The 23,240-nt window shown below is 49.7% G+C and carries 18 protein-coding genes; 8 read left to right on the forward strand and 10 right to left on the reverse strand.

Annotation, left to right across the window (positions count from 1 at the left end):
• Positions 1-163: 163 nt before the first annotated feature.
• Both ACYVEA_RS24475 and ACYVEA_RS24480 read right to left on the reverse strand, forming a co-directional pair.
• Positions 164-2,284 carry a tetratricopeptide repeat-containing sensor histidine kinase gene (locus ACYVEA_RS24475; RefSeq protein WP_461116057.1) on the reverse strand — a complete coding sequence of 707 codons (2,121 nt, stop codon included), beginning with the start codon at positions 2,282-2,284 and terminating at the stop codon, positions 164-166.
• 32 nt (positions 2,285-2,316) lie between these two features.
• Entirely contained in the window at positions 2,317-3,024 is a 708-nt protein-coding gene (locus tag ACYVEA_RS24480; protein ID WP_461116058.1) for a LytR/AlgR family response regulator transcription factor, read from the reverse strand.
• Between the two features lie 376 nt (positions 3,025-3,400).
• Between ACYVEA_RS24480 and ACYVEA_RS24485 the strand changes: the two genes are divergently transcribed.
• From ACYVEA_RS24485 to ACYVEA_RS24505, 5 genes are all read left to right on the forward strand, one after another.
• Entirely contained in the window at positions 3,401-3,808 is a 408-nt protein-coding gene (locus tag ACYVEA_RS24485; RefSeq protein WP_461116059.1) for a VOC family protein, read from the forward strand.
• A gap of 296 nt (positions 3,809-4,104) precedes the next feature.
• Positions 4,105-5,811 (forward strand): hypothetical protein, encoded by a 1,707-nt coding sequence (locus ACYVEA_RS24490; protein WP_461116060.1) that lies wholly within the window; start codon positions 4,105-4,107, stop codon positions 5,809-5,811.
• A gap of 253 nt (positions 5,812-6,064) precedes the next feature.
• Positions 6,065-7,375, forward strand: a complete 1,311-nt coding sequence (locus tag ACYVEA_RS24495; protein WP_461116061.1) for an MFS transporter — start codon at positions 6,065-6,067, stop codon at positions 7,373-7,375.
• 95 nt (positions 7,376-7,470) lie between these two features.
• Positions 7,471-9,267, forward strand: a complete 1,797-nt coding sequence (locus ACYVEA_RS24500) for a M61 family metallopeptidase (protein WP_461116062.1) — start codon at positions 7,471-7,473, stop codon at positions 9,265-9,267.
• Positions 9,268-9,343: 76 nt separating this feature from the next.
• On the forward strand, positions 9,344-9,958 hold the full coding sequence (locus ACYVEA_RS24505; protein WP_461116063.1) for a DUF3137 domain-containing protein: 615 nt from the start codon (positions 9,344-9,346) through the stop codon (positions 9,956-9,958).
• Positions 9,959-9,987: 29 nt separating this feature from the next.
• Here the strand turns inward: ACYVEA_RS24505 and ACYVEA_RS24510 are convergent, their stop codons facing one another.
• The 3 genes from ACYVEA_RS24510 to ACYVEA_RS24520 all read right to left on the reverse strand — a co-directional run bounded on the left by ACYVEA_RS24510 (position 9,988) and on the right by ACYVEA_RS24520 (position 13,271).
• Entirely contained in the window at positions 9,988-11,223 is a 1,236-nt protein-coding gene (locus tag ACYVEA_RS24510; RefSeq protein ID WP_461116064.1) for a multidrug effflux MFS transporter, read from the reverse strand.
• A 173-nt stretch (positions 11,224-11,396) separates the two neighbouring features.
• A complete protein-coding gene (locus tag ACYVEA_RS24515; RefSeq protein WP_461116065.1) occupies positions 11,397-12,290 on the reverse strand; it encodes a M1 family aminopeptidase in 894 nt (297 codons plus the stop codon).
• Entirely contained in the window at positions 12,291-13,271 is a 981-nt protein-coding gene (locus ACYVEA_RS24520) for a gluzincin family metallopeptidase (protein WP_461116066.1), read from the reverse strand. It abuts the gene before it with no gap.
• 175 nt (positions 13,272-13,446) lie between these two features.
• On the opposite strand from ACYVEA_RS24520, the gene ACYVEA_RS24525 reads away from it, so the two are divergent.
• The 3 genes from ACYVEA_RS24525 to ACYVEA_RS24535 all read left to right on the forward strand — a co-directional run bounded on the left by ACYVEA_RS24525 (position 13,447) and on the right by ACYVEA_RS24535 (position 15,283).
• Positions 13,447-13,653, forward strand: a complete 207-nt coding sequence (locus ACYVEA_RS24525) for an EthD family reductase (RefSeq protein WP_461116067.1) — start codon at positions 13,447-13,449, stop codon at positions 13,651-13,653.
• A gap of 219 nt (positions 13,654-13,872) precedes the next feature.
• Positions 13,873-14,085, forward strand: a complete 213-nt coding sequence (locus tag ACYVEA_RS24530) for a hypothetical protein (protein WP_461116068.1) — start codon at positions 13,873-13,875, stop codon at positions 14,083-14,085.
• Between the two features lie 175 nt (positions 14,086-14,260).
• Complete coding sequence (locus tag ACYVEA_RS24535) at positions 14,261-15,283, forward strand: hypothetical protein (RefSeq protein WP_461116069.1); 1,023 nt, start codon at positions 14,261-14,263, stop codon at positions 15,281-15,283.
• 81 nt (positions 15,284-15,364) lie between these two features.
• On the opposite strand, the gene ACYVEA_RS24540 is transcribed toward ACYVEA_RS24535, so the two are convergent.
• From ACYVEA_RS24540 to ACYVEA_RS24560, 5 genes are all read right to left on the reverse strand, one after another.
• Complete coding sequence (locus tag ACYVEA_RS24540; RefSeq protein WP_461116070.1) at positions 15,365-16,546, reverse strand: NRAMP family divalent metal transporter; 1,182 nt, start codon at positions 16,544-16,546, stop codon at positions 15,365-15,367.
• A gap of 85 nt (positions 16,547-16,631) precedes the next feature.
• Entirely contained in the window at positions 16,632-17,105 is a 474-nt protein-coding gene (locus ACYVEA_RS24545) for a Dps family protein (protein ID WP_093833355.1), read from the reverse strand.
• Positions 17,106-17,267: 162 nt separating this feature from the next.
• Entirely contained in the window at positions 17,268-18,194 is a 927-nt protein-coding gene (locus tag ACYVEA_RS24550) for a sugar phosphate isomerase/epimerase family protein (protein WP_461116071.1), read from the reverse strand.
• 224 nt (positions 18,195-18,418) lie between these two features.
• Positions 18,419-19,366 carry an ADP-ribosylglycohydrolase family protein gene (locus ACYVEA_RS24555; protein ID WP_461116072.1) on the reverse strand — a complete coding sequence of 316 codons (948 nt, stop codon included), beginning with the start codon at positions 19,364-19,366 and terminating at the stop codon, positions 18,419-18,421.
• A gap of 13 nt (positions 19,367-19,379) precedes the next feature.
• The gene (locus tag ACYVEA_RS24560; protein WP_461116073.1) at positions 19,380-23,231 is read right to left on the reverse strand and encodes a hydantoinase B/oxoprolinase family protein; all 3,852 of its coding nucleotides are present in this window, start codon (positions 23,229-23,231) and stop codon (positions 19,380-19,382) included.
• Positions 23,232-23,240: the final 9 nt, after the last annotated feature.

Genomic DNA, 23,240 nt, shown 5'->3' on the forward strand with positions numbered 1-23,240 from the left:
TCAGAGAAGCCAAGGGCAGCTGGGCGGAGGAGCTACTGAGTTTATTAGGTTTTCTGCCTTTCATGAATAGTTTACAGAGGTATTAGCAATTAACAAAGGTACTCGCGGTCGGATATACATGGTAAGGTTACACATGAACGGTTGTTTTTTTACCATGAACGTGCTATTCCGTGTAACCAATGCTTGGTTTATGTGAAATCGATTTAGCAGAATCTGACAAAACGGCTGGTTTTGTTAGCACTATCTTTGCCGTGGTACCTTTATTTGGCTCACTTTTCATCATTAATTCGCCTTGTTGTTTCAGTAGCAATTCCCGGCATATCTGCAAACCCAGTCCTGTTCCTGGCTCGTCCTGAGTTCCTTTTCGTACTTGGGGCTGACTAAAAAGTTTATCGATCATCGCGGTGGTCATACCTATGCCTGTATCCCGGATCTGGAGTTCTACTGTGTCGACATGCTCAAGTGACACCAGGCGAATGTAGCCATTTACGGGCGTGAACTTTACGGCATTATCGAGCAAATTCCGGATAACAATCGCTAACAACTGACTATCTGCAACAACAAGTGTAGATTCATTGACCTGGTTAATCAGGGTAATCTGTTTTTGCTTCAGCCGATCGGAGAAATAGCTGACTGTCTGCGCTACCTGCTCACTTAGACTAATGACCTGTAGATTGGTTTTAAAACCACTGAACTGAACGTGCGCCCAATCCAGTAGCGTCATTAGCAGGGCAAGAATAGTATCTGTTTTTTGTTCGAGCTGGATCAGGGAAACAAAAGATGGCTTGCCACCTGATTGACCGTCAAGCTGCAGTTGCCGAATGTCCTGTTTTAAATGAACCAGCGGGCTGCGAAGGTCATGGCTGATGATAGAGAATAATTGATCTTTAGCTTTGTTGAGGTCAATTAATTGATCGGTCTGTTGCAGGATAGCTTTTTGTTGCTGGCTCAGCAGTTGTTTTGCTTTTTTCTGCCTGTTGAAGTTATTGTAGATGATAATGGCAATCAGGAGCAACAGCAGAGACACAATGAAGTAGAAGGTTCGTTGGTGTTGGGCTAACGTAAGCTGGAGCTGCATCGTTTGTTTAGCATGTTCCTGTAAGGCCAAATCCCGTTTGAGGTTCGTTATCTGGTTTTGTTTGCGCTCCGTATCAAAGCCAGCCTGAATTTCGGCAATGGATTTTTGCTTTTCAAGTCCTGTCAAACTGTCCTTTAGGGTTTGTACTTGTCGGTATAGCCGTAAGGCGTCGTTTAGATCTCCCGATTTTTCCTGAATTGAAGCCTTAACGGTCAATGCTTTATGTAAATAATGGGGTGACTGTATTTGCTGAAAAAGACGAATCGATTTATCGGTGTAGACGCGTGCTGTGGCTAGCTCATTCAGGCTCGCATAGCTTTGAGCTAACTGTACATAAATATAGCCGATGAACTCTTTGGCGCCTATCTGTTGCTGCATCGCCAGCGCTTGTTTGTAATACGCAATTGCCGTTTTGTCGCGATGCTGCTCCCGGCTGATTTCACCCAGATTACGTAGTGACTCGGCCGTGCTATGGTTGTAATGAAATTTCCTGCTGATAGCCAGCGATTTTTTCGTGTAGTACTCGGCCTTTGTAAATACTTTGTGCGTAACGTAGTATTCTCCCAGATTTCCCATTGTGCCAATCAGCGCTTTGGTCATCCTGTGACTGAGCGCGAATGCATTCGCTTTTAAATAATAGGGCAACACCAGCGAATCCGTATGCTGATGCTCATAAATGAGCGCCAGTTCCGTATACAATGTTATGAGCGGAGCCGCCTGTAAGTCAGGATGTTTGTCGACGTATTGTTCCAGCGCTAAGCCAGTCTGAAGCGCCTGTTTGTAATTTCCCTGAACACGATAGGCTTGCGTTAGTCTGGCCTGAAGCTCCAGTTGAATGGTATCGAAAGGATATTTGCGACTAAGTTGCTCGGCTTGGCGAAGAATGACCAGTCCTTTACTGGACTCACCCGTAGCTACATAAGTAATCGCTAATACGTTATAGGCTTTAATTAACAGGCGTTTATTGGGGAGATTCTGACCGAGTTTGATCGCCTTATTCAGGTAATGCCAACTTGAATCCAGGTTAAGCTGAATAAAATTTCGCCCCAGTTCGGTGAAGATGAGCGCGCGGGCAGAATCCGATTGGGTAGCTTGTAGCTGGCGTTTTAACAAGGGTGTTTCCTGCCCGCGAACCAATGCCGGACTACTGGAGAATAGTCCGATCGTAAGCAGTATAACGCGCAGAGAAGTAGCTGTCTGGCTCAAGGAAAGGTAGGTAACAGGGTTTACCAGGCACTTTATTCCGTGCTGTCAAATAATGATAATATGCCTTCCAGGCGGGGGCGATACGATTGACCAATCGGGATTTTCGTTTGAAACACCCATATATTGTGCCGATCATAGCTGGTTATCTTGCCGATATGAATCAGATAGGATTTATGAACACGTATAAATAAGCGGGGCGGCAGGAGGTCGGTCAGCGAAGCGAGCCGTTCGTTAACCAGATACATTTTATTGTCGGCGTAGATCTTTGAGTAAATACCAAAAGCTTCAACGTAATCGATCGACTGAAACGTGAACCGTTGAATCTTACGCCCCATTTTCAGAAAGACAGCATCCACTTCAATAAGGTTATTGGGATTACTCTGCCATTGCAGCGCGCGGGTGAGGGCAATGTGAAGGCGTTCCAGGGTGAAAGGCTTCAGTAAATAGTCGGCCGCTTTGCCAATTTCATAACTTTCAAGGGCATAGTCCGGATGGGCACTGGTAATAATGACCGGCGGTAAGTTTAGGCCGGTTTTTAGCAATGTCAGGCCCAGTTGCCCATTCAGATTAATATCGAGAAAGAGCAGGTCGATCGGCTGACAAGTTAATATCTCAAGGGCTGATTCTATGGTCGGTGCTACGCCGACAAGGTTGAAGAAGGGAAGCTTATTCAATAAACTTTTTAAATACAGGGCATCCGATTCTGAATCGTCGATAATAAGATACTGTTTTACTTTCATGCGAAAAGTCTATTGGCAGAGGAAGGAAATACGTAACGAAATTTTGCTGAATCTGTCAAATTGGGTCGGAAACATGAGTAAATGGTGTTTACTTCAAAATTAGCGATAGTTTTTGCTCAAACGAGCATGGAACTACTCTTTTAGCCTGAGAGCCTATCTATTTGTATGAACTGACTGCGGATGAGCTGATATGTGTACAAGGCGCTTATACGTAGGAATACAGGTAAAATTGATTGTCTATACTACGTAGTTAATGGAATAGGTTGACCCGTCGATGAGTTGCCGCAAACCCCCTGTCTATTGTCGCATTTACCCTCCTTGCAAGTGAGGTATGGATAGTACTTTTGTTAGGTAAACATCAAACAACAACCTACTTATGGCAACCCAAATTTTTTTAAACCTGCCCGTTAAAGACCTGAATAAATCCGTAGAATTTTTTACCAAACTGGGCTACACGTTTAACCCCCAGTTTACGGACGAGAACGCTACGTGCATGATTGTCAGCGAGACTATCTACGTCATGCTGTTGGTCGAAAACTTCTTCAAAGGGTTTACCAAAAAGGAGATTGCTGATACGTCAAACGTATCGGAGGTGATCATCTGCCTTTCTGTTGAAAGTCGGGAGGATGTCGATGAACTGGTACGTAAAGCCGTTGCGGCCGGTGGTAAAACGATTGAAGAGGCTGATGACCAAGGATTTATGTACAGCCACGGATACCAGGATCTGGATGGGCACCTCTGGAATATACTGTATATGAACCCAGGCGCCGTCAATCCAAGTTAACCTGTTCGGCATGCCGGGCTGGCGCTATTGTGTTCGGCGTAGTCTTGTGTTCGGCGTAGTCTCTGACTACGTCGTGGCGTTATCCGGTCTCTGACCGGTTTTGAATAACTCATTGAACTCCGGTCGGAGACCGGACAACACGGCGACGTAGTCAGAGACTACGCCGAACACAAGATCGCTTCGTGAAATGAATTTCGCTACGTTGGTTAAAGAGGGACGACTACTTGCTTTTTGTTGGGTATCCGCATTTTTACACCGCTAATGCCAAGCCGTTCTCTTCCCGAAAACCGCCAACGATGAACCGAAGAACCTTTATCTGCGCAGGAGCCGCTGTGTCGCTGTGTGCCTTGCCCTTCCTGCATGCAAGGGCCTATGCGCAATCGATCGCACCAATCACAAAACCCGACTGGCTGCTCAAACTGATAAAATTGAATGACCAGCAGCTAACTACGATTCAGGGAACGCGGGTTACCGAACCGGGTGCATTTATCGGCGCGTTGAAAGACGGTGATGGCATTCCCAACCCGCAATCGACCAGCGATTTTGTCCGGCGGTCAGCTTGTGCCATTAGCTGCCCCGAATCTTCGTTTTATCAGTCGGCGGTACTGCTTAACGAAATAGATCAGGCGTTGGGTTATCTGCTAAAAGCGCAACATGAGGACGGTACGCTTGATTTGCCCGCTACTAATTTCCACTCGACGCCCGATACCGCTTTCATCGTCAAGCGGTTAGTGCCCGCGTATACGTTGCTGGAACGGTCGAAAACACCCGGGCAGGCAGCCGTTCTGGCGACGTTCAAAACGTTTCTCCTAAGGGCGGGAGAAGCCCTGACAGTTGGGGGTATTCATACGCCCAATCACCGCTGGGTTATTTCGGCCGCGCTCACGAAACTAAACGAACGCTGGCCCAACCCTCGCTACGTTAACCGGATCGAGCAGTGGCTGGGCGAGCATATCGATATGGATAGCGATGGGCAGTATAATGAACGTAGCACGTTGATTTATTCACCCCTGACGAATCGCCTGTTGATTACGATTGCCAAAGGGTTGAATAAGCCTACCTTACTGGACTACGTTCGGCGGAATCTGATTATGATGCGCTACTATGTTCACCCGAATGGCGACGTGGTGACGGAGGCTTCGGGCCGACAGGACAAAGCGCTTGTTGGCACGATGGATGGCTATTATTTTCCGTATCGGTACCTGGCTCTGCGGGATGCAGACGGCGAGATGGCTGCGATGTGTCGGCTGATCGAAAAAACGGCCATGCCCAAAGTCGTGTATCAACTCGACTATCTGCTGGAAGATCCTACCTTGTGGAAGGAGTTGCCAGCGACTAAGCCATTACCCACGAATTACGTAAAATCCTACCCGCATTCGGGGCTGGTACGTATTCGTCGCGACCAGTGGGACAGTACAATTCTGTCGGCAAATCCCGTCTGGCTCACCTTTCATAAAGGCGACGCTGTGTTACAGGGAATGCGGGTGGCCAGTTCGTTTTTTGGGAAAGGTCAATTTCAGACCGAGAAAATCGAACAGCAGGGCGATAGCTGGGTGCTGACGCAATCGCTGGACGGACCGTATTATCAGCCTTATCCGAAAGATAAAATTCCCGCCGACGGGGACTGGGAGAAGATGCCCCGGACCAACCGGGCGCAAAATGAGGTGCAGCGGCTTCAGACCAAAGTCACCATCAGCGAAAGCCAGGGAGGCATGCAGGCTCAGGTTCAAATTACCGGAACCGATAACGTACCGGTGGCGCTGGAGCTTACTTTCCGGCCGGGTGGTACGTTCGCGGGCGTGTCAGCACATCCGAGCCGGGCCAACGCGTATCTGCTGGCCGGGTCAGGAACGTACACCGTCAAGACTGATAAAATCTCGTTTGGGCCGGGACAGGTCGCGCATACAAATGTTCAGTTAAGAGGAGCATTGCCTGCCATGGATGCGCCGTCGGTGTATATCACGGGCTTTACGCCCTTCGATCATACGATTCGGATGTCGTGAAGGGGCTGCAAATTATCCAGTAGGGATCAAACAGCGTAGCGTCGGTAGGTCAAGTAATTTGTAGGATAGGTAGCGTGCCGTCAGGTACGCGACTATTTGCCAGAATAATACAGTTACGTACCTGACGGTACTTAAGACGAAAGGAAGGGGTATTTTTCTGCCGACGCTACGCTGTTAAGCCCCTAACGGGACAAAATAGATTGCTTGTCTGGTCAAATGAATTACCCTGCATAGCGGATAAAGTCCGGATATAATGAAAACGTTTTATGGCATTTTAGCGAACTCACTGGTTGCCTTCCTGACGAATAATTTTGTCTGGTTTGCGGTCACGTTCTGGGTTTATCTGGAAACGAAATCAATCGTGGCTACGTCCGTGATGGCGGGCGTGTATACGGGAACCGTCGCGTTATCTGGTTTTTTTCTGGGCTCGCTGGTCGATCGGTACAAAAAGAAAAGTGCGATGATGCTTTCCAGCATTTGCTCGTTGCTTTTATACGCCATTTCGTTCACCATTTACAGCGTCACGCCAGAAGCTGTCTTTAAAGATGCGTCCAGCCCGGTTCTGTGGACATTTATCGTTTTGTCGCTCATCGGCGCCATTTTTGGTAATATTCGTTCCATCGCCTTATCAACCATTGTTACGTTCCTGATTCCTGAAGACGAGCGTGACAAAGCAAACGGGATGGTTGGCACGGCCAATGGCGTGTCGTTTCTCATCTCATCGATCTTCAGCGGGCTGGCGATAGGTTTTCTGGGTATGTTCTGGACGCTGGTTTCGGCCATCGGGTTAACCCTGCTGGTGATGCTCCACTTGTGGAAAATCGACATCCCTGAGAAGGGAGTCGTGCATGGCGAGGAGCATACGAAACGTATTGACATTCAGGGAACGATACGGGCCATTCAGGAAATGCCGGGGCTGTTCGCGCTGATCTTCTTCAATACATTCAACAACTTTCTGGGGGGTGTTTTCATGTCGTTGATGGATGCCTATGGCCTGTCGCTGGTCTCGGTGCAGGTGTGGGGTATTTTGTGGGGCGTTCTGAGCGTCGGGTTTATCATCGGCGGCCTGATTGTGTCGAAAAAAGGTCTCGGTAAACAGCCCCTCCGAACGCTCTTTTTGTCCAACATTGCCATGTGGATAATCTGCGTTTTTTTTACGATGCAGGCGTCTATCATCCTGCTGGCAGTGGGCATGTTCATTTACTTGTGCCTCATTCCTGTGGTGGAGGCTGCTGAACAAACCATCCTCCAGAAGCTGATTCCGCCCGAGCGCCAGGGCCGGGTATTTGGCTTTGCCCAAAGCATCGAACAGGCGGCTTCGCCACTGACGGCGTTTATGATTGGCCCCATTGCTCAATACGTATTTATCCCGTTCATGACAACGGGAGCGGGCGTAGCGCTGATCGGCGACTGGTTCGGCACCGGGAGAGACCGGGGGTTGGCGCTGCTGTTCACCGTTACCGGTCTGATTGGCCTGATTGTAACCCTGATTGCCATGAAGTCAAGGGCTTACAGAACGTTGTCGGAGAACTACCAGAAGGTTCCTGAGCCGGTAGACGGGTAAATGCACCACCGCTTATCCTCAAATACTTCCGCAAGAAACATGTGTTTTCAGATCTGCCATGATTCGGCTAATTTGCCTGATCAACAACCATCTGTATGAAGAGATTACACGTTCTGTTTCTGCTTTCGGCTACGTTATTTTCCCAATTTGCCCTGGCTAAACCAACGCTTCCCCTACTATATGAAGTGAACCTCAATGACCGGGCCGACGATCAGTTCAAGGTGACATTACACGTGAGTGGGTTGACCGCCGACAATGCTATTTACCAGTTTGCTGCGACGGCTCCCGGTACGTATCAGATTATGGATATTGGCCGCTATGTTCGGTCGTTCAAGGCGTTTGATAAAAAAGGCCAAGAGATGAAAACGGAACAAATCTCTACAAATCAGTGGAAGTTGGACAAGCCGGAGGCTGTCCGGACGGTGCAGTACAGTATTGCCGAAACCTGGGATACGCCGATCAATGAGCACAAACCGTATAATATGTGCGGCACATCCATCGAAAACGACCACGTACTTATTAACGGGCAGGGCGTATTTGGCTTTCCGAGTGGCCTGCAGGCGGCTCCGATCGACGTAAAACTCGATTACCCGGCAGACTGGGCGGTTGGAACGGCATTGGAGAAAAACGCGAAGGGTTATTTTACGGCCGCTACCTACGACCGCATTGTCGATTCCCCCATTTTGCTGGGTCGCCTGACGAAAGCCACCACCACGGTTGCCGGAGCGCAGATCGACGTGTATACGTACTCAAAAACCGACAAGATCAAGTCAGATCAATTGCTGAACAACATGCAGTCGATGCTCAATGCGGCTGGTCAGTTTTTGAAGCAGTTGCCGGTAAAACGCTATACGTTCCTGTATCATTTTGAGGATCAGGAGTGGGGCGCCTGGGAGCATTCCTACAGTTCGGAGTATGCCATGAAAGAAGGAGACTTCACGAAAGCATTTGCCGATAATGTTACGTCAATTGCGGCCCATGAATTTTTTCATGTTGTGACGCCATTGAATATCCACAGCGAAGTTATTGAGCAGTTCAACTTTGTTACACCGACCCCTTCGGAGCACCTCTGGCTGTATGAAGGCGTAACCGAATGGGCCAGCGACGCCATGCAGTTGCGTGGTCAGATTATGGATCTGCCAACGTATCTGGAGGAGCTAAGTCAGAAAATAGACTATGACAAAAGCCTCGACACCACCTATAGCCTGAGCAAATTAGGGCTGACCTGCTACACCAACGAAGGCCAGCGCCAGTATGGCAACATCTACGCACGCGGAGCCCTGGTTGCGGGTTTACTGGACATTCGCCTGCTGGAACTGTCGAATGGCAAACGGGGGCTGCGTGAAGTTATTAATGAACTGGCCGCTACGTATGGGCCAAACAAGGCGTTTCCTGAAAAGGATTTCTTTGCCATTTTCGCCCAAAAGACGTATCCGGAAATCGCTGATTTTTTCAATCGATACGTGAAAGCGACGGAGCCGTTGCCATTTAGCGAATACTATGGTAAACTCGGGATCAGGTATTCACCTACCGTACCTACGGGTCAGAAAATAGCGTCGGTTGGCATGAGACCTTCCTTTAACAACAATAAATTTTATTTGACCAAGCTCGACGACGCGCTGCTTAAAGCGGGTTTACAGGAAGACGATGAGTGGCTTACGTATAACCAGCAACCAGTGACGCTGGAAAATATTGGGCACATTCAGCGTGAATTAAGGCAGTTGAAAGCGGGGGATACCTATGACGTAACGGTTCGGCGGAATGGGCAGGAGATTCCTGTGAAAAACGCCATTCTCGAGAAAGAACTCATTTTGCGGTATAAATTTGAACCTGACCCGCAGGCGACACCCCAGCAATTGCAACTCCGTGATGCCTGGATGAAGAACCTGTAACCTTCGGTGCAGGTATTCACCCGTGCCAGATTGATAACTACTTACTCTGATCCTCAAATTTTTAAAACATACCCTGATGAGCCTGCTAAGAAAAATGTTTGGCCCTTTTAAAGATGATGTCTGGAGGCAACTTGCCGATGAAATCAGTGCGGATTTTGTGGATGGGAGCTTCTGGAAAGGGAGTAAAGTGCAGGCCAGCGTTAATGAGTGGACCGTAACGCTGGATACGCACACGGTTTCAACCGGGAAAGTATATATTGTGTATACCCGGATGCGAGCCCCTTATGTGAACAAGGATGGTTTTCGATTCAAAATTTACCGGAAAGGATTCTTCAGTAATCTGGGTAAGCAATTGGGTATGCAGGACATTGAGGTGGGCTTCCCTGACTTTGATGATCAGTTCATTATACAGGGGAATGATGCGCATAAATTACACCTTCTATTTGAGAACCCCACGATACGGCAATTGATTGAAGCACAGCCTGCTATAAGCCTGGAAGTGAAAGATGACGACGGTTGGTTCGCGGCCAGGTTTCCGGAAGGTGTAGATCTGCTGTCGTTTAAAGTTGTGGGAGTTATAAAAGATATAGCTCAACTGAAGATGCTCTATGGCCTCTTCGCCGAAACGCTTGATCAGCTTTGCCGCATCGGGTCAGCCTACGAAGACGACCCGAATGTGGCGCTGAACTAAGATCGGCTACCGTAGTGCTACGTTTCCCGTTACAGCATCACCTCGGTCATCGGTTCATCAATCGGAGCCTGTTCACGTTCATGCTGAATGGCTCGTTGGCCGAACAGGAGAATGACCAGGCCACTAACGATGCAGAGCAGCATGACGCCCACCATCGGCACGGCCGTATTGTTATGTAACATACTGACGGCCGCCGAAACACAGGCGCCAAAACCCATCCGAAAGCTACCCATCAAGGCCGCAGCACTGCCCGCGTGACGCGTGAACGGAGCCAGTGAAAGCGCCGATGCATTGGGGCTGGTTATGCCCTGTCCCGCCAGGAACAGAAACAGCATTGCTATCAGACCAAACTGGCCGTACCAACCGGCCCAGGTGCCAATGACCATCAGAAATCCAACAACCGTCTGATAGAATAACGTAGTGCGAATGATTTGCTCACTGCTGAACCGTTTCAGAAAAAACTGATTCAGTTGCGTTGGGGCAATCAAGGCAATGGCCAGAAAAGCGAAAATCCAGCCGTATTCCTGCGCACTGGCGTGATAGATGTTCATGAAAACGTCGGAAGAGCCAGCCAGATAAGCAAATGGTGCCGACGTAGCAATACCACCGACCAACGCATAGGTCAGGAATTGTGGTTGCTTAAGCACGGTGAAAAAACTACCCAATACCGCCGTCGGATGTAGCGAAAGTGAGGGATCGGGTAGTTTGCCATCCGGGAGAACAAAGTAGACGCCAACCAGCATGAGCGTTGTTATGATCGCCAGAATAATGAAAATAGAATGCCAGCCAAACGCAACGGTCGCATAACCACCCACCGTTGGCGCAATCATGGGGGAAACAGCAATGACTAGCGTGAGCAACGAAAACGCCTGGGCAATCTGCGAGACAGGAAACAGGTCACGAACCAGGGCTTGAGCCGCTACCAGGCCAACACAACCGCCCAGCGCCTGCAAGAGTCGCATGGCAATCAGGGTTTCGATGGAGGGCGTCAGGGCGCAACCGATCGACGCGAGCAAATAGAGCGCCAAGCCACCATAAAGCGGTAGTTTGCGGCCAAATCGATCCAGTAACGGGCCATATAGAAGTTGCCCCACCGAAATGCCAACCAGGTAAGCGGTTAACGATAACTGAACTTGTGAAATCGAGGTGTGAAGGTCTTTGGCGATGGCCGGAAAACCCGGCAAATACATATCAATGGAGAAGGGGCTAATCGTAGAGAGCGCCCCTAAAATCAGAATAACAACAAACGGCTGTTGGCGAGTCATAAACTCAACTAAATGGTACTAGTATACAGACGCGCAGCCGGTAATTATTGTTCCCAACGTGCGTCGGTATACTATCTCTCCCTATTTATCGGTAGCATTTAGTTGAATGTGCCTCGTCACTTGTTTGGCGTAGTCGGAGACTACGCCGAACAGCGATACCGCTACGTCATCAATTACTTCGCTTTCCACGTATTGTCCTTCTCATTGGCGTCCATGAAAATGCCGCCTGCCAGTGTCACCGACTGGACTTTCTTTTTGATGGGCAAATTCAGGATTGCCTGTTTCTGGTTGGCCTGCCAGATCGCGGGCGTTTGCCGGATGGTTTCCGTTGTACCATCAGCGAACGTCACGACAACATCCATGGGGGCTACGTAGCCGCCGATGTTCTGAATCGTGACGGTACATTTCGTTGCCGACGTAGTGACTGACTGAATAGCGAAATCAATGTAGTTGTTGCTGAAAAACCAGTTGTTCCAGAACCAGTTCAGGTCTTTCCCCGACGCACTGTTGAAGCTGTAGAACATATCCCAAGGCGTGGGATGTTTGCCATTCCAGCGGTTCATAAATTCGTGGAGGCTCGTTTTGAATGCCTCATCGCCCAGTAATTCTTTGAGCGCCAGGTACCCCAGAGCGGCTTTACCATATTCATTATTGCCCATGGCGGCACCGCTCAGCACATTTGTTGGAATGATAATTGGCAAATCCTGCTCTGCCGATGGGTCTTTGATCCATCCGGTAACCCGAAACTGCTGGAATAACTGTACGGCCTGCTCTTTGCCCAGATCGGCCTGCATAATCAGGTGTTCAAACGCGGTGGCCCAGCCTTCATCCATGAACCCGTAGCGCGTTTCGTTGATACCCATGTAGAATGGAAACCAGGTATGCGCAAGTTCATGTTCGGCCACAAATCGGGAGAAATTCAAATCGGATGTTGTGGCATCATTCACCATCATGGGGTACTCCATATCGGCAAAGCCCTGCACGATGGTCGTTTTCGGATAGGGGTAGGGTACTCCCGGCCAATTGTTGGATAACCAGTCCAGCGCGTGCCGCCCAAAACCCACCATCTAGTGGAAATCTTTGGCATCATCCTTAAACGCAGCCTGCACGCTGGCCCGACGGCCAGTTTTCCTGTCCACCACTACACTCGACGCATCCCAGACGTACTGATCGCTGATACACAAGGCAATGTCGGGTACGTAGTCTGCTTTCCAGCGCCAGCTATTGGCTGCCTGTTGCGTCGTTACGTTCCTGCCCACTATGTCCTGCCGGGTGGCCACGTGAATAACGGAATCAGTCTGCATGGATTCGGCCAGGCGTTTGACAAACGTAGGTTGCAGTACTTCATTGGCATTCAGTAAATTACCCGTTGCCCAAACGACATAGTTGGCGGGTACTTTCACCGTCAGCGTGTAGTCGTTGAAGTCATTATAAAACTCCTGAGCTTCCGTAAATGCCGTTTGATCCCAGCCGTAATAATCATCCCTGACGGCCACGCGGGGGTAAAAGTAGGCCAGAAAGAACGTAGTGGAATCGAGTTGTCCCTCGCGCCCGCTTTCTACCGACATATCAACGTGCCAGTCGAACGAAAGCTTGACGGAATCATGCGGCATCAGCGGTTTAGTCAGGGGCATCCGGTGCACCGTAGCATTCGCCGTTGTTGGCCATAAGCGGGCGACGCTGTTTTCGGTATACCGATCGATGTGCATCCCACTGGTCAGATAATCGGCTGAAGCTGTCTGTTGCCGAACGGCTCCTGGCTGGTGGCTATTCAGGAATAATTTAAACACAAGATAACGTAGCGTATCCGGGCTATTATTGGTGTACGTAATTTCCTCCGTTCCCTGAATCGTCCGATTGGGTGGTGCGGTGGTGAGGGTTATGTCGTACGTCGCGGAATTTTGCCAGTAGTTTTTACCGGGTTTACCGTCCATCGAGCGCGTACCTTTCTGGTAGGCCTGTTTAAGATTGCGCGGCATGTATAATCCCTGGCCCTGGGCAATCCCAAGGCTACACGCCATTAGGAAAAGAAGTGTGAATTTTTTCATTGAATACGTTCGATATGGTGTCGCTGTCAAATAGTGCCGCATCGGCGGACCACTCTGTGGACAAAAATTAAGATGGCATAGTTAGTGGCTTGTCCATAAATCCACAACTGTTTTTCTTTGAACGGTAACTTATTCTGTGGGGACTTTCTGGTTCCAGATCTCGCGACTGACACCAATGGGCCTAACGAACTTTGGGTACGAAACAGGGCTGTCAGGTGGTGAGCCAGGTACCTTGCCCGCCTATGCTGTGATTGCCCGATGGAGCTTTGCTACTGTCGAAAACCTGCAAAACGGACTGGGCGCACACGGGGCAGAACTCATTGGCGACATTCCGAATTTCACCGGCGTGCAGCCCATAATGCAGGTGAGTCAGATCAATTAATTCGTTGACCTCCAACCCCTGCGCTTGCAAGGCAACCATTTTAATTATCCGCTGTAGCGCCGGGAGCGACTTTGCTACGTCCTGATTTCTGACCCACACCGGTCATGCAGTGTAATGCACAATATCACATTTTTACAATTTCTGGCCCCTCCCAGCCATTCGAATCCAGCGAGTCAACCCATAACGTAGCCATCAGGAAAACATTTATTGGTCGATAGGTTGACCACCGAAGGTGACACCGTTACGGCCTATGTAGCGATTTTTGGCACCCAGACGCAGGATTTTTTAGTAATTACCCGTAAGGGATTACACGTTAACAGCGACCATGTGTTCGTTTTCCACTTCGATGAGGCTGATCGTATTACGAGTTTGACCATCTACTGGGATGACGACGAATTTCGCCGACAAGCCGACAGACAATTAGGTTCTTGATCAGGCAAATAAAGACGAACAGGCGAGGAATACTATGCTATTCCTCGCCTGTTTTGTATAGAGTAGCGCCAAAAAAAGTGTATTAGAAATTAATGAAACAAAAATAAAATAACGGTAACAATAAATTAATAAAAAGTCTATATTTACTCACAAACTCCAGGACCCATATTTCTGTATGAAATTATCTACTGTCAACTTACTCGTTTTATCATTTGGCCTAAGCTTACAAACATTTGCCCAGAGTCAGGTTATTACGCCTGACAACCAGGTCGTTAGTTTTCAGTCGGTTAACGGTACAAACAACCTGCTAATTGGCCAAAGTACCAGCAGTTCAGTTGGTGGAACTGGAACGTTTAATACGTTCATGGGAAGTCAGGCTGGACAAGGAAATACGTCAGGATCCTACAATACGTATTTCGGCTATAAGGCAGGTTTCCCCAATACTGTCGGGAGCCATAACACGTTTGTAGGCTATGAGGCTGGGAAGCTCAATACTGATGGCAGTGACAATGTGTTCATTGGTTTCAACGCGGGCAAACAGAATCTTCGCGGCAACCGCAACCTGATCATTGGACCCAATGCTGGATTTAGCGGTATCGATGGCGAAGACAATACACTCCTGGGCTTCAACGCGTCGGGAGCAGGAACGGGTTTATCTAATGCAACGGCCATTGGAGCTAACGCTCGCGTGCTGAGCAGTAATGCAATGGTACTAGGCAACAACGTCAATGTGGGAATCGGTACGTCGACGCCCCAGAACCGGCTCGAATTGACCGCTGGAACGGATGGACGTAGTGGTTTGCGCCTGACAAATATGACGGCCAACTCGCCGGCTTCTGAAGCTACTATAACTAAGTTTCTGACCGTCAATGATAAAGGCGATGTTACGTTAGCTAAGCAATTATCGGCAGTGGCCATGCGCATACAGCCAACACGCGAAAGCCAGTGGGCCGATTATGTTTTTGCGCCCGCTTATCGGCTGCAACCGCTGGCTGAAGTAGAGCAATACATTCAGCAAAACAAACACCTGCCCGGTGTGCCCAGCGCGGGTGAAATGGTGAAAGAAGGCGTTGACCTGACCACCCTGTTAGCCACCTTGGTCAAAAAGAATGAAGAATTGACGCTTCACATGATTGAACAGCAAAAGCGGATCGAGCGGCTGGAACAGCAAAATCGTCAGTTAAGCAAGAGAAAATAACGTAGTAAGAAGTACGGGGCAGGACTTGGGGCGTAGAGTAGGCAAAAGGCTAAACTCTATGCCCCAAGCCCCTGCCCCTTGCTATTGAAACGCCAGCCAAACATTCCAAAGTCCCAAAATCGCCGTTACAAGGACAACGCTTCCCATGGCGATGTTCTGTCCCAGTGAGTTACAATACGTACCCAATAGTCTTCGGTTATTGACGGCGGCAAACAGGAAGACCGTTACAAAAGGGAGAAGAATGCCATTAATAGCCTGAACCGCTACAATCACTGGAATGGCGTTGACATTTAAAAGGCCAACGAGTAGCCCCGTTCCCATCACTACCAGCCAGATGGCGCGGTAAGTCGGTGAGTTTTTTTGAACGCCCAGTAAACTTTGCGCTGTAACGGCAGCCGCCAGCGGAGCCGTCAGTGAGGAGGCAAAGCCGGCGGCAAATAAGCCAAATGCAAACAAAGAGCCCGCCCACGTACCGATCCGTTCGGTGAGCACCTGCGCCATGTGCGGGTAGGAGAAATCAGTAGGAATAAGCAGCCCTGCCAGCAGCAATACAACCGAAATAATGCCACCCAGTATGACGGCTACCCAGATACCCAGGCGCATTTCGGATAGCGATTGCCCAGAAACGATACTTGAACCGAAAAACAGATTGTAGGGGACAATGGTCGTGCCAATCAGGCTGTTGATGAGCAGGAGGGACCCAGACGGAAACGCCGGTATGAACAATGCTTTTGTCAGTTCGGCCGGTGTGACGGGCGTGCCGAAGGCTACGTAAACAAAAGCCCCGCCCATGGCGAAGACAATCAATCCCAGGAAATTGGCTAAGCTTTGCGTGGAGCCGATCCACAATAGAGCGATACAAACCAACCCAACCACAACCGTCAAGACAGGAATGGATAGTTTAGTAAGTAGCGCCATGCCTGATACGGCACCCAGAATATTACCTGCCTGATAAGCCGCACACCCCAGAAAAATAGCCAGAAACAAGGCCCAGGCTATCCCGCGGCCCCGTTTGCCCGAATAAGTTTGTGTGATGACCTGGCCTAAGTCATTTCCCGTGGCGATGGTAATGCGGGCGGCTGCTTCCTGTAGCCAGACCGTGCCGAACGTAGCAAAAGTGAGTACCCAAAGGAGCTGTAAACCAAACTTTGACCCGGCGATGGCACAAGCCGTAACGGAGCCGGGACCAATAAATGCAGCCGATATGACCGACCAGAACAATACACTACCAAGACCGGAGCGAATAGAAAGAGATTTGGGCACGGGAGGAAATGATGAATGATGAAATATAAATGATCAATGTAATCAATAACAGCATCATTCATACTTCATCATTCATCATTTCTACTTATGAAAGGTACTTCCGCAGCATCCAGGCCATGGCTTCATGCGCTTCCATCAAGCCTGTCAGGAAGTCGGCGGTACCGGCATCTTTCAGTTCTTCATCGCATTTGTCCACGTCTTCGCGCAGTTCCCGAACAATTTGCTCGTGGTCGGACAGAAGATTCTTAAACATGTCAGCCGTGCTGGTTGGCTTGCCCGAATCTTCTTTGAGGCTGGTGTTATGAATGAACTCGGCCATCGTAGCCAGTGGTGTGCCGCCTAGCTGTCGGATACGTTCGGCTACTTCGTCGATTTCGGCTTCGATTGCTTTGTACTGGCTTTCAAAGAATTTATGGTACTCCATGAAATTCGGTCCGGCAACGTTCCAGTGGTACTTTCTGGTTTTAATATAGAGTACGTGGAGATCAGACAGAAAGTCGTTCAGCAAAACGTTGTCCTGCTTAAGGACATCTTTTTCGAGACCAATATTGGGTTGCATAATGATAACGTGAGTTTTAAATTAATGATAAGCGTAACGATCCGAATTTCCGGGGTTAGTCTCTCATTAACCAAGTCTGAGCCGCTTTGTTCTATATGGGTTATAATGTATTCATAGTCTAAATTAGAACCTGTTAATCGAAATGGACTCATTATCTGCCATTTAGACCAATCCCGAAAACACCTCTCGTGTGTACATTATATCCTGTTTGTGCGCTTCTACTGGCCCCATTGTGTTAGGAGAACCTTTTTCCAGACATTGTTCAAGCACCAGAAGGGGGCGGATGTTCAACGCTTTCAGATCAGCGGCAAGACGTCCGTAATCAATATCGCCATCGCGGAAAGTCTCCTGCCAGATTCCATTTTTCGACTGCCGGATATGCACTTCCACGATGCGTTTTCCGTATAGCTTCAACACGTCGAACAGAGCTACCTGTGAATTGCCCGATCCGCGATAAACCCAGTGGGCATCCAGGCAAAGCGATACGTTCTTAGGGTCCGAAGCCAGCAGCATATGGTGAAATTCGCGGGCTGCCTGCCGGTGTTCGGGCGCGTGCGTATGGTAAGCCAGCGTCATGCCGCGTTGCCGTAATTCGGCGCCCAGCCGGTCAAGATTTTTGGCCTGTTCGGTTAATTCATCGTCGGATTTGTCGTCGTTGCTTCCCCACTTGATCGGGCTGGGATTGGTGACAATAATACGCACGCCGAGTGGTTTGGCCGCATCGGCAATGGCCAGTACCGACCCAATGGATTTTTGCGCTTCGTCGGTCCTGTGAAGCGAACTATTCACATACAGCGAAGGCATCGCCAGTTGATATTTTGTCAAATACGGCGCTAATTTTTTAACCTCGTCGACATTAGTAAATGGAGGTTCATAGGCTGTCAGACCCGTTTTGACGTACTCACTCAGCGACGCATCTGCATCAGCCATCCACTGTTTTTTCTCGCGCTCATAAAATGTCCCCCACGTATAGGCGTTGCAGGAAATCGGCCAGGACTTATTAACCGAATTGGCCTGAGCTAGTTGGTGGTGGGGTAGTAACGTAGCCCCGGTGAGGGCGGTCAGGAAATGGCGACGGGTTGGAGGCATACGTAATGGACGTTAGTGTATTCTTAAAAGTCCATTACGTATAGTCGCTTACTCAACCACCAGACGATACTGGCGTGGCATCAAGCGCCTGTCCAGATAATAGCGTGTAGATTCAGCGAATAAAGCGTACCGCTTTTCCATCTTAAATGCCCAGTCCTTCGTGTTCAGTTAAGAAGAACAACATACCCTTGAAAAAGCCAGTCTGGGAGTAGAAGTAGAGGCATTTATTGGTCGATTGATTGAGCAAACCGCTGGGCCAAGTCAGCGATTTGTTCAGATTTAATAAGATTTAGTCCCCACTGTTGAGGTATACTATCATACCCGAAGAAAATACCTGCCAACCCACCAGCAACAGCTGCTGTTGTATCTGTATCTTCACCCAGATTAACCGCTTTCAATACACATTCCTCGTAAGATGAACTTGCTAGAAAGCACCAGAGGCTACTTTCTAGCGTATCAATCACGTAGCCAGAACTACGAATATCGTTTTCATGTAGTAAGCTGATGTTATTTTGTAGAATGCGACCAAAAAGGCCAGTTTCAGTGGCAGAAAAAGGCTGTTTACTGATGAATAGATTAACAGATCCCTGCATTTTAGAGTACGCTGCAACCTTGTCTAATTGTGCTAAAAGGCCAATTCCAAACTCTACATAAATAAAACAAGCCATGACCGACCGAAAGTGAGCATGGGTAATCCCCGATACTTGCTTAACCAATTTATAGCGCGTGGTTACGTTTGTCTCCGCCTGTAAATAGAAGATCATTGGCAAAATCCGCATGAGCGACCCGTTGCCATTACTGGTTTCTGAAATACCACCTGACAAAAAAGGAGAGGTGCCGATCATAAGCCGATCAATGGCTCCACTGGTTGCGTTGCCAATGTCAAACACGGTATCATGAGCGCCCCAATAGCCAAACCGATACCAGTTAACAAATCGATTTGCTATGTTCGTTAAGTCATATCCATTGCAAAGACTCTCTGCAGTGCAAAAAAGCATTGAACTATCATCCGAGAACGTAGCAGGTGGTTGATTCCAAGTGCCATATCCGATGTAATTCTTAACGGGATTACTTCTCAAATAATCTCGTGACTTAAACTCAACTGGAACACCTAATGCATCGCCAATAGCAGCCCCAAAAAAACCACCCTTGATTTGATCTATGTTTCTCATAAAAGAAGTTGAACTAGTTAGCCTGTGTCCCAACGCCACCGCCCCCCGGCGTTTCGATACGGATGCGCTCTCCGGGCAGCATCGCCCGGGTGAAAATCCCTGGTAGCACCTCTTCATTGCCATCGGTATGAATCAGCGTTTGGCGACCGGTTGCCCCCGGTTCACCACCGTTCAGGCCATAGGGAGCCACTGTCCGGTGCTGGCTCAACAAAGTAGCCTGAACCGGTTCCAGAAACTCAATTTCTCGGATAATGCCATCGCCACCGCGCCATTGACCTGGTCCTCCGGAGCCAGTGCGAATGGCAAACTGATGCAGCCGGACGGGATAGCGTCGTTCAAATTCTTCGGGATCGGTGAGTTTGGTGTTGGTCATGTGCTGGTGCACCGCCGACCGGCCCTCAGCGCCCAGGGTTGCGCCCGCGCCCCCGCCAATGGTTTCGTAATAGCCAAAGGATTCCCGGGTCGCCGATACGTCAGTCCGAGCCGACTTGCCGAACAGGAAATTATTCATCGTACCCTGACTACAGGCGGCTAGTCCCAGCGCCTTCAGCAACGTATCGACCAGTCGCTGGCTCACTTCCGTATTGCCACCTACAACGGCTGGACATTCTGCGGATGATTCGGGGAAAATCGGATTCAGGAACGAGGATTCGGGAAGAATCAGGTCGACGGGAACCATTAATCCCTCATTCAATGGAATGTCACGACCGCACCAGAGCCGCAGTACGTAGAGAATGGCGCTGTATAAAATGGAAATATTGGCGTTAAGATTGTTCGGGTGTACGCCCGAAGTCCCGGTGAAATCGATGGTGATACGCCCATTGTTTACACGCATATTGACCCGGATAGTATGTCCGTCGTCGAGGGATTCTTCGGCTGAAAAAGTCTGTCCGTCAAGCGGGTGGAGAACCGTACGGATTGCATCTGTTGCCGCTTGTTGCAGACGGGTCATGTACTGATGCACCGTGTCCAGGCTATGTTGTTGAACAAGGGTTTGTAGGGCTATTTCGCCGGCTCGAAGTGAGGCCAGTGCTGCTTCAATGTCGGCACGGTTTTCGGCTAGGGCACGGGTTGGGTAAGGGCAATCCGTAAAATGAGCCGCTACTCCGTCGAGGCCTTCCCATTGGAATGTACCCTCTTTTACGATGTACATGGGTTCCAGCACAACGCCTTCTTCCACGAGCGAAACGGCGTCAGGTGGCATTGAGCCCGGCACTTTGCCGCCAATTTCGGCATGGTGCGCCCGGTTGATAACATACCCAATGAGTTGGGGCGTGCCTTCGCTATTTTTATCGGCAAACACGCCACTCAGCAACGTAACATCGGGTAGATGGGAGCCACCATATTTCGGATGATTGGTGATGATGACGTCGCCCGGCCCCAGTGTAAGATTATCCTTGGCAAGCCTGGCCAGGACGAGTCGTGCGCAAACGCCCAGGCTACCCAGGTGAACAGGAATATGTGGCGCGTTGGCAACCAGTTCGGCGTTGGCATCGAGCAACGCGCAGGAGAAATCGAGCCGTTCCTTTACGTTCACCGAAAAAGCGGTACGTTGTAACTGCGCGCCCATTTCTTCGGCAATCGCCCGGAAGCGCTGGGTGAAAAGTTCGAGTTGGATAATCTCGTTTGTTTCGGCAACTGATGGTTCGTCTATATCTTCTATATACTCAACAAGCGCATTTTTGTCGGCCCTTACAATAAGCCGCCAGCCAGATTCGATGAAGGCAGAGGACGTAGTGTTGAGTAGCAAAGCCGGACCCCGAAACGTATCACCTTCCTGCAACTGAGTCCAGTCGTAAATAGGGTGATTGGTATGTTCAGCCTGCGCTATCGGGACGGCATGCCGGTGGCTAACGGGCGGGCTATTCACCGGATTTTCAGTGCCTACTGTGCTAACCATGACACGTATACTTTCGACTTCTATAGGCTTTGGTCGCCCGCTGGTATCAGTTGGGTAGTGGCCAAACAGATGCTGATATTTGTCCTGAAAATCAATTTCTAACTGCGTACTGAATGGGACATCCACGGTCGCTTCCTGCCCCAACAACCGTAAAAATATGACGACTGATTTCGTTGAAACGGCTACCTCGTGACCAACATCCTGCTTAAGTAACTGAGTGGCTGTGTTCATCAGCTCGTCAATCAACGCAGGCAGTTTGTAGTCTATTTCTGACAACGGCTGTAGCACCGAACGCGACGCCATGCGCTCAATCTGCGCCTGCCCAATGCCATAAGCGCTCAGTAATCCGCCGTCGAAGGGAAGAAGGATGCGATCCATGCCAAGCAACCGGGCAATGGCACAGCCATGCAGCCCACCCGCTCCGCCAAACACCAGCAAGCCGTATTCTTTAGGGTCGAACCCCCGAGCTACCGAAATCTTCCGAATGGCACCCGCCATCGTTTCATTGGCGATACGTTCAAAACCACGTAGCAACGCAAGCGGAGGAGGAGCCGAGCCCGTCTTCGCGGCAATCTGCTGGATTACCTGATCCAGAGCCGCTTGTGCTTTTTCCGGAAATATCGGAATGCCAAACTGTTGGGGATCAAGTTTGCCCAGCAATAAATTGACATCCGTAATCGTCAACAACAGCGTTTGATTGAGTCCATTCGCCGATTGCGGCCCAGCTCCATAACAGGCTGGTCCGGGATTGGCCCCTGCGCTTTGTGGCCCAACGCGTAATTGTCCGGATGTTGAGCCGGTCTCATCGAACCAGCAGACGGACCCGCCACCGGCGGCCACGGTTTCGATGGCGAGTGATGGCAATTGTAGGTCGAAGGGGCCAATTCTGGTCGAGAAACGATAATCCAGATTTCCCTGAATTCGCGCTACGTCGGTGCTGGTCCCGCCCATGTCGAGGGTCAACGTGCCTAATTGTGAGAGGCTGTTGGCTATTGTAGCCGCGCCAATAACGCCACCCGCCGGACCGCTCAGCAAACTATCTTTCGGCTGGAATAAATCGGCACGGACTAACCCTCCCGCGCTGGTCATGATGCGAACGGGCTGATTGCCAAGTTGCTGCTGCACATTGTCCAGGTATGTCCGCATGATGGGTGTCAGGTAAGCATCGACAACGGCAGTCTGGGTGCGCGCTACGTATTGCGGAGCGGTTGATACGTCGGTCGAAATCGTTACGGAGAAAAAGCCCGCTTCGTTCAGGGCATTGCGGAGCTTCTGTTCATGAATGGGATTACGGTACGCATTCAGCAGTGAGACAGCCACCGCGTCAGGTTTAGCCTGCTGAAGCTGGTTAATCAATGCAGCAACTGACTGGTCAGATAAAGGTGTTAGTGGCTGACCATCGGCGGCCATACGTTCCTCAACTTCCAGCACGGAACCATAGAGCACTTCGGCGGGCGGGATGGCTAACTGAAATAAATCCGGGCGTTGCTGCGTGCCTATTTTCAGAAGGTCTTTAAAGCCTTTCGTAACAAGCAGTGCTACGTTGCCGCCTTTTCGTTCAAGTAATGCGTTGGTGCCTTTGGTAGTACCGAGTCGCATATCTAAATTGGGAAAAGGCTGATCTATCGGGGTTTGCGTTAATAAGCGAGCGGCTAGAACAGGAGCTTCTTCACCCGTGAAAAGCTCGACGGTTCCCTGAGCGGGCGATTGCATTGGCCCGCTCAGGGAAAAACTCCCATCTATTTGTAGTGATTCAATGGTGAATACCTCCTCCGTTTCAACAATGCGTAGTTGATACCCGTCAAAGATCGGTGCTGTGAGCCAGGGTGCAACGAGTTTTCCATCAAGTAGCTGGCCTCGTAAACGGCTACTGCTCAAAACTTTGGTACGGTGTAGGGTTCCGTCAGGGTCAAGGGCCAGGCCGTCGGTGAAGGTGCCGCCAGTGTCAATCCAGATTTGGTACATGAAGTATCA

The organism is Spirosoma jeollabukense (genome assembly GCF_054777855.1).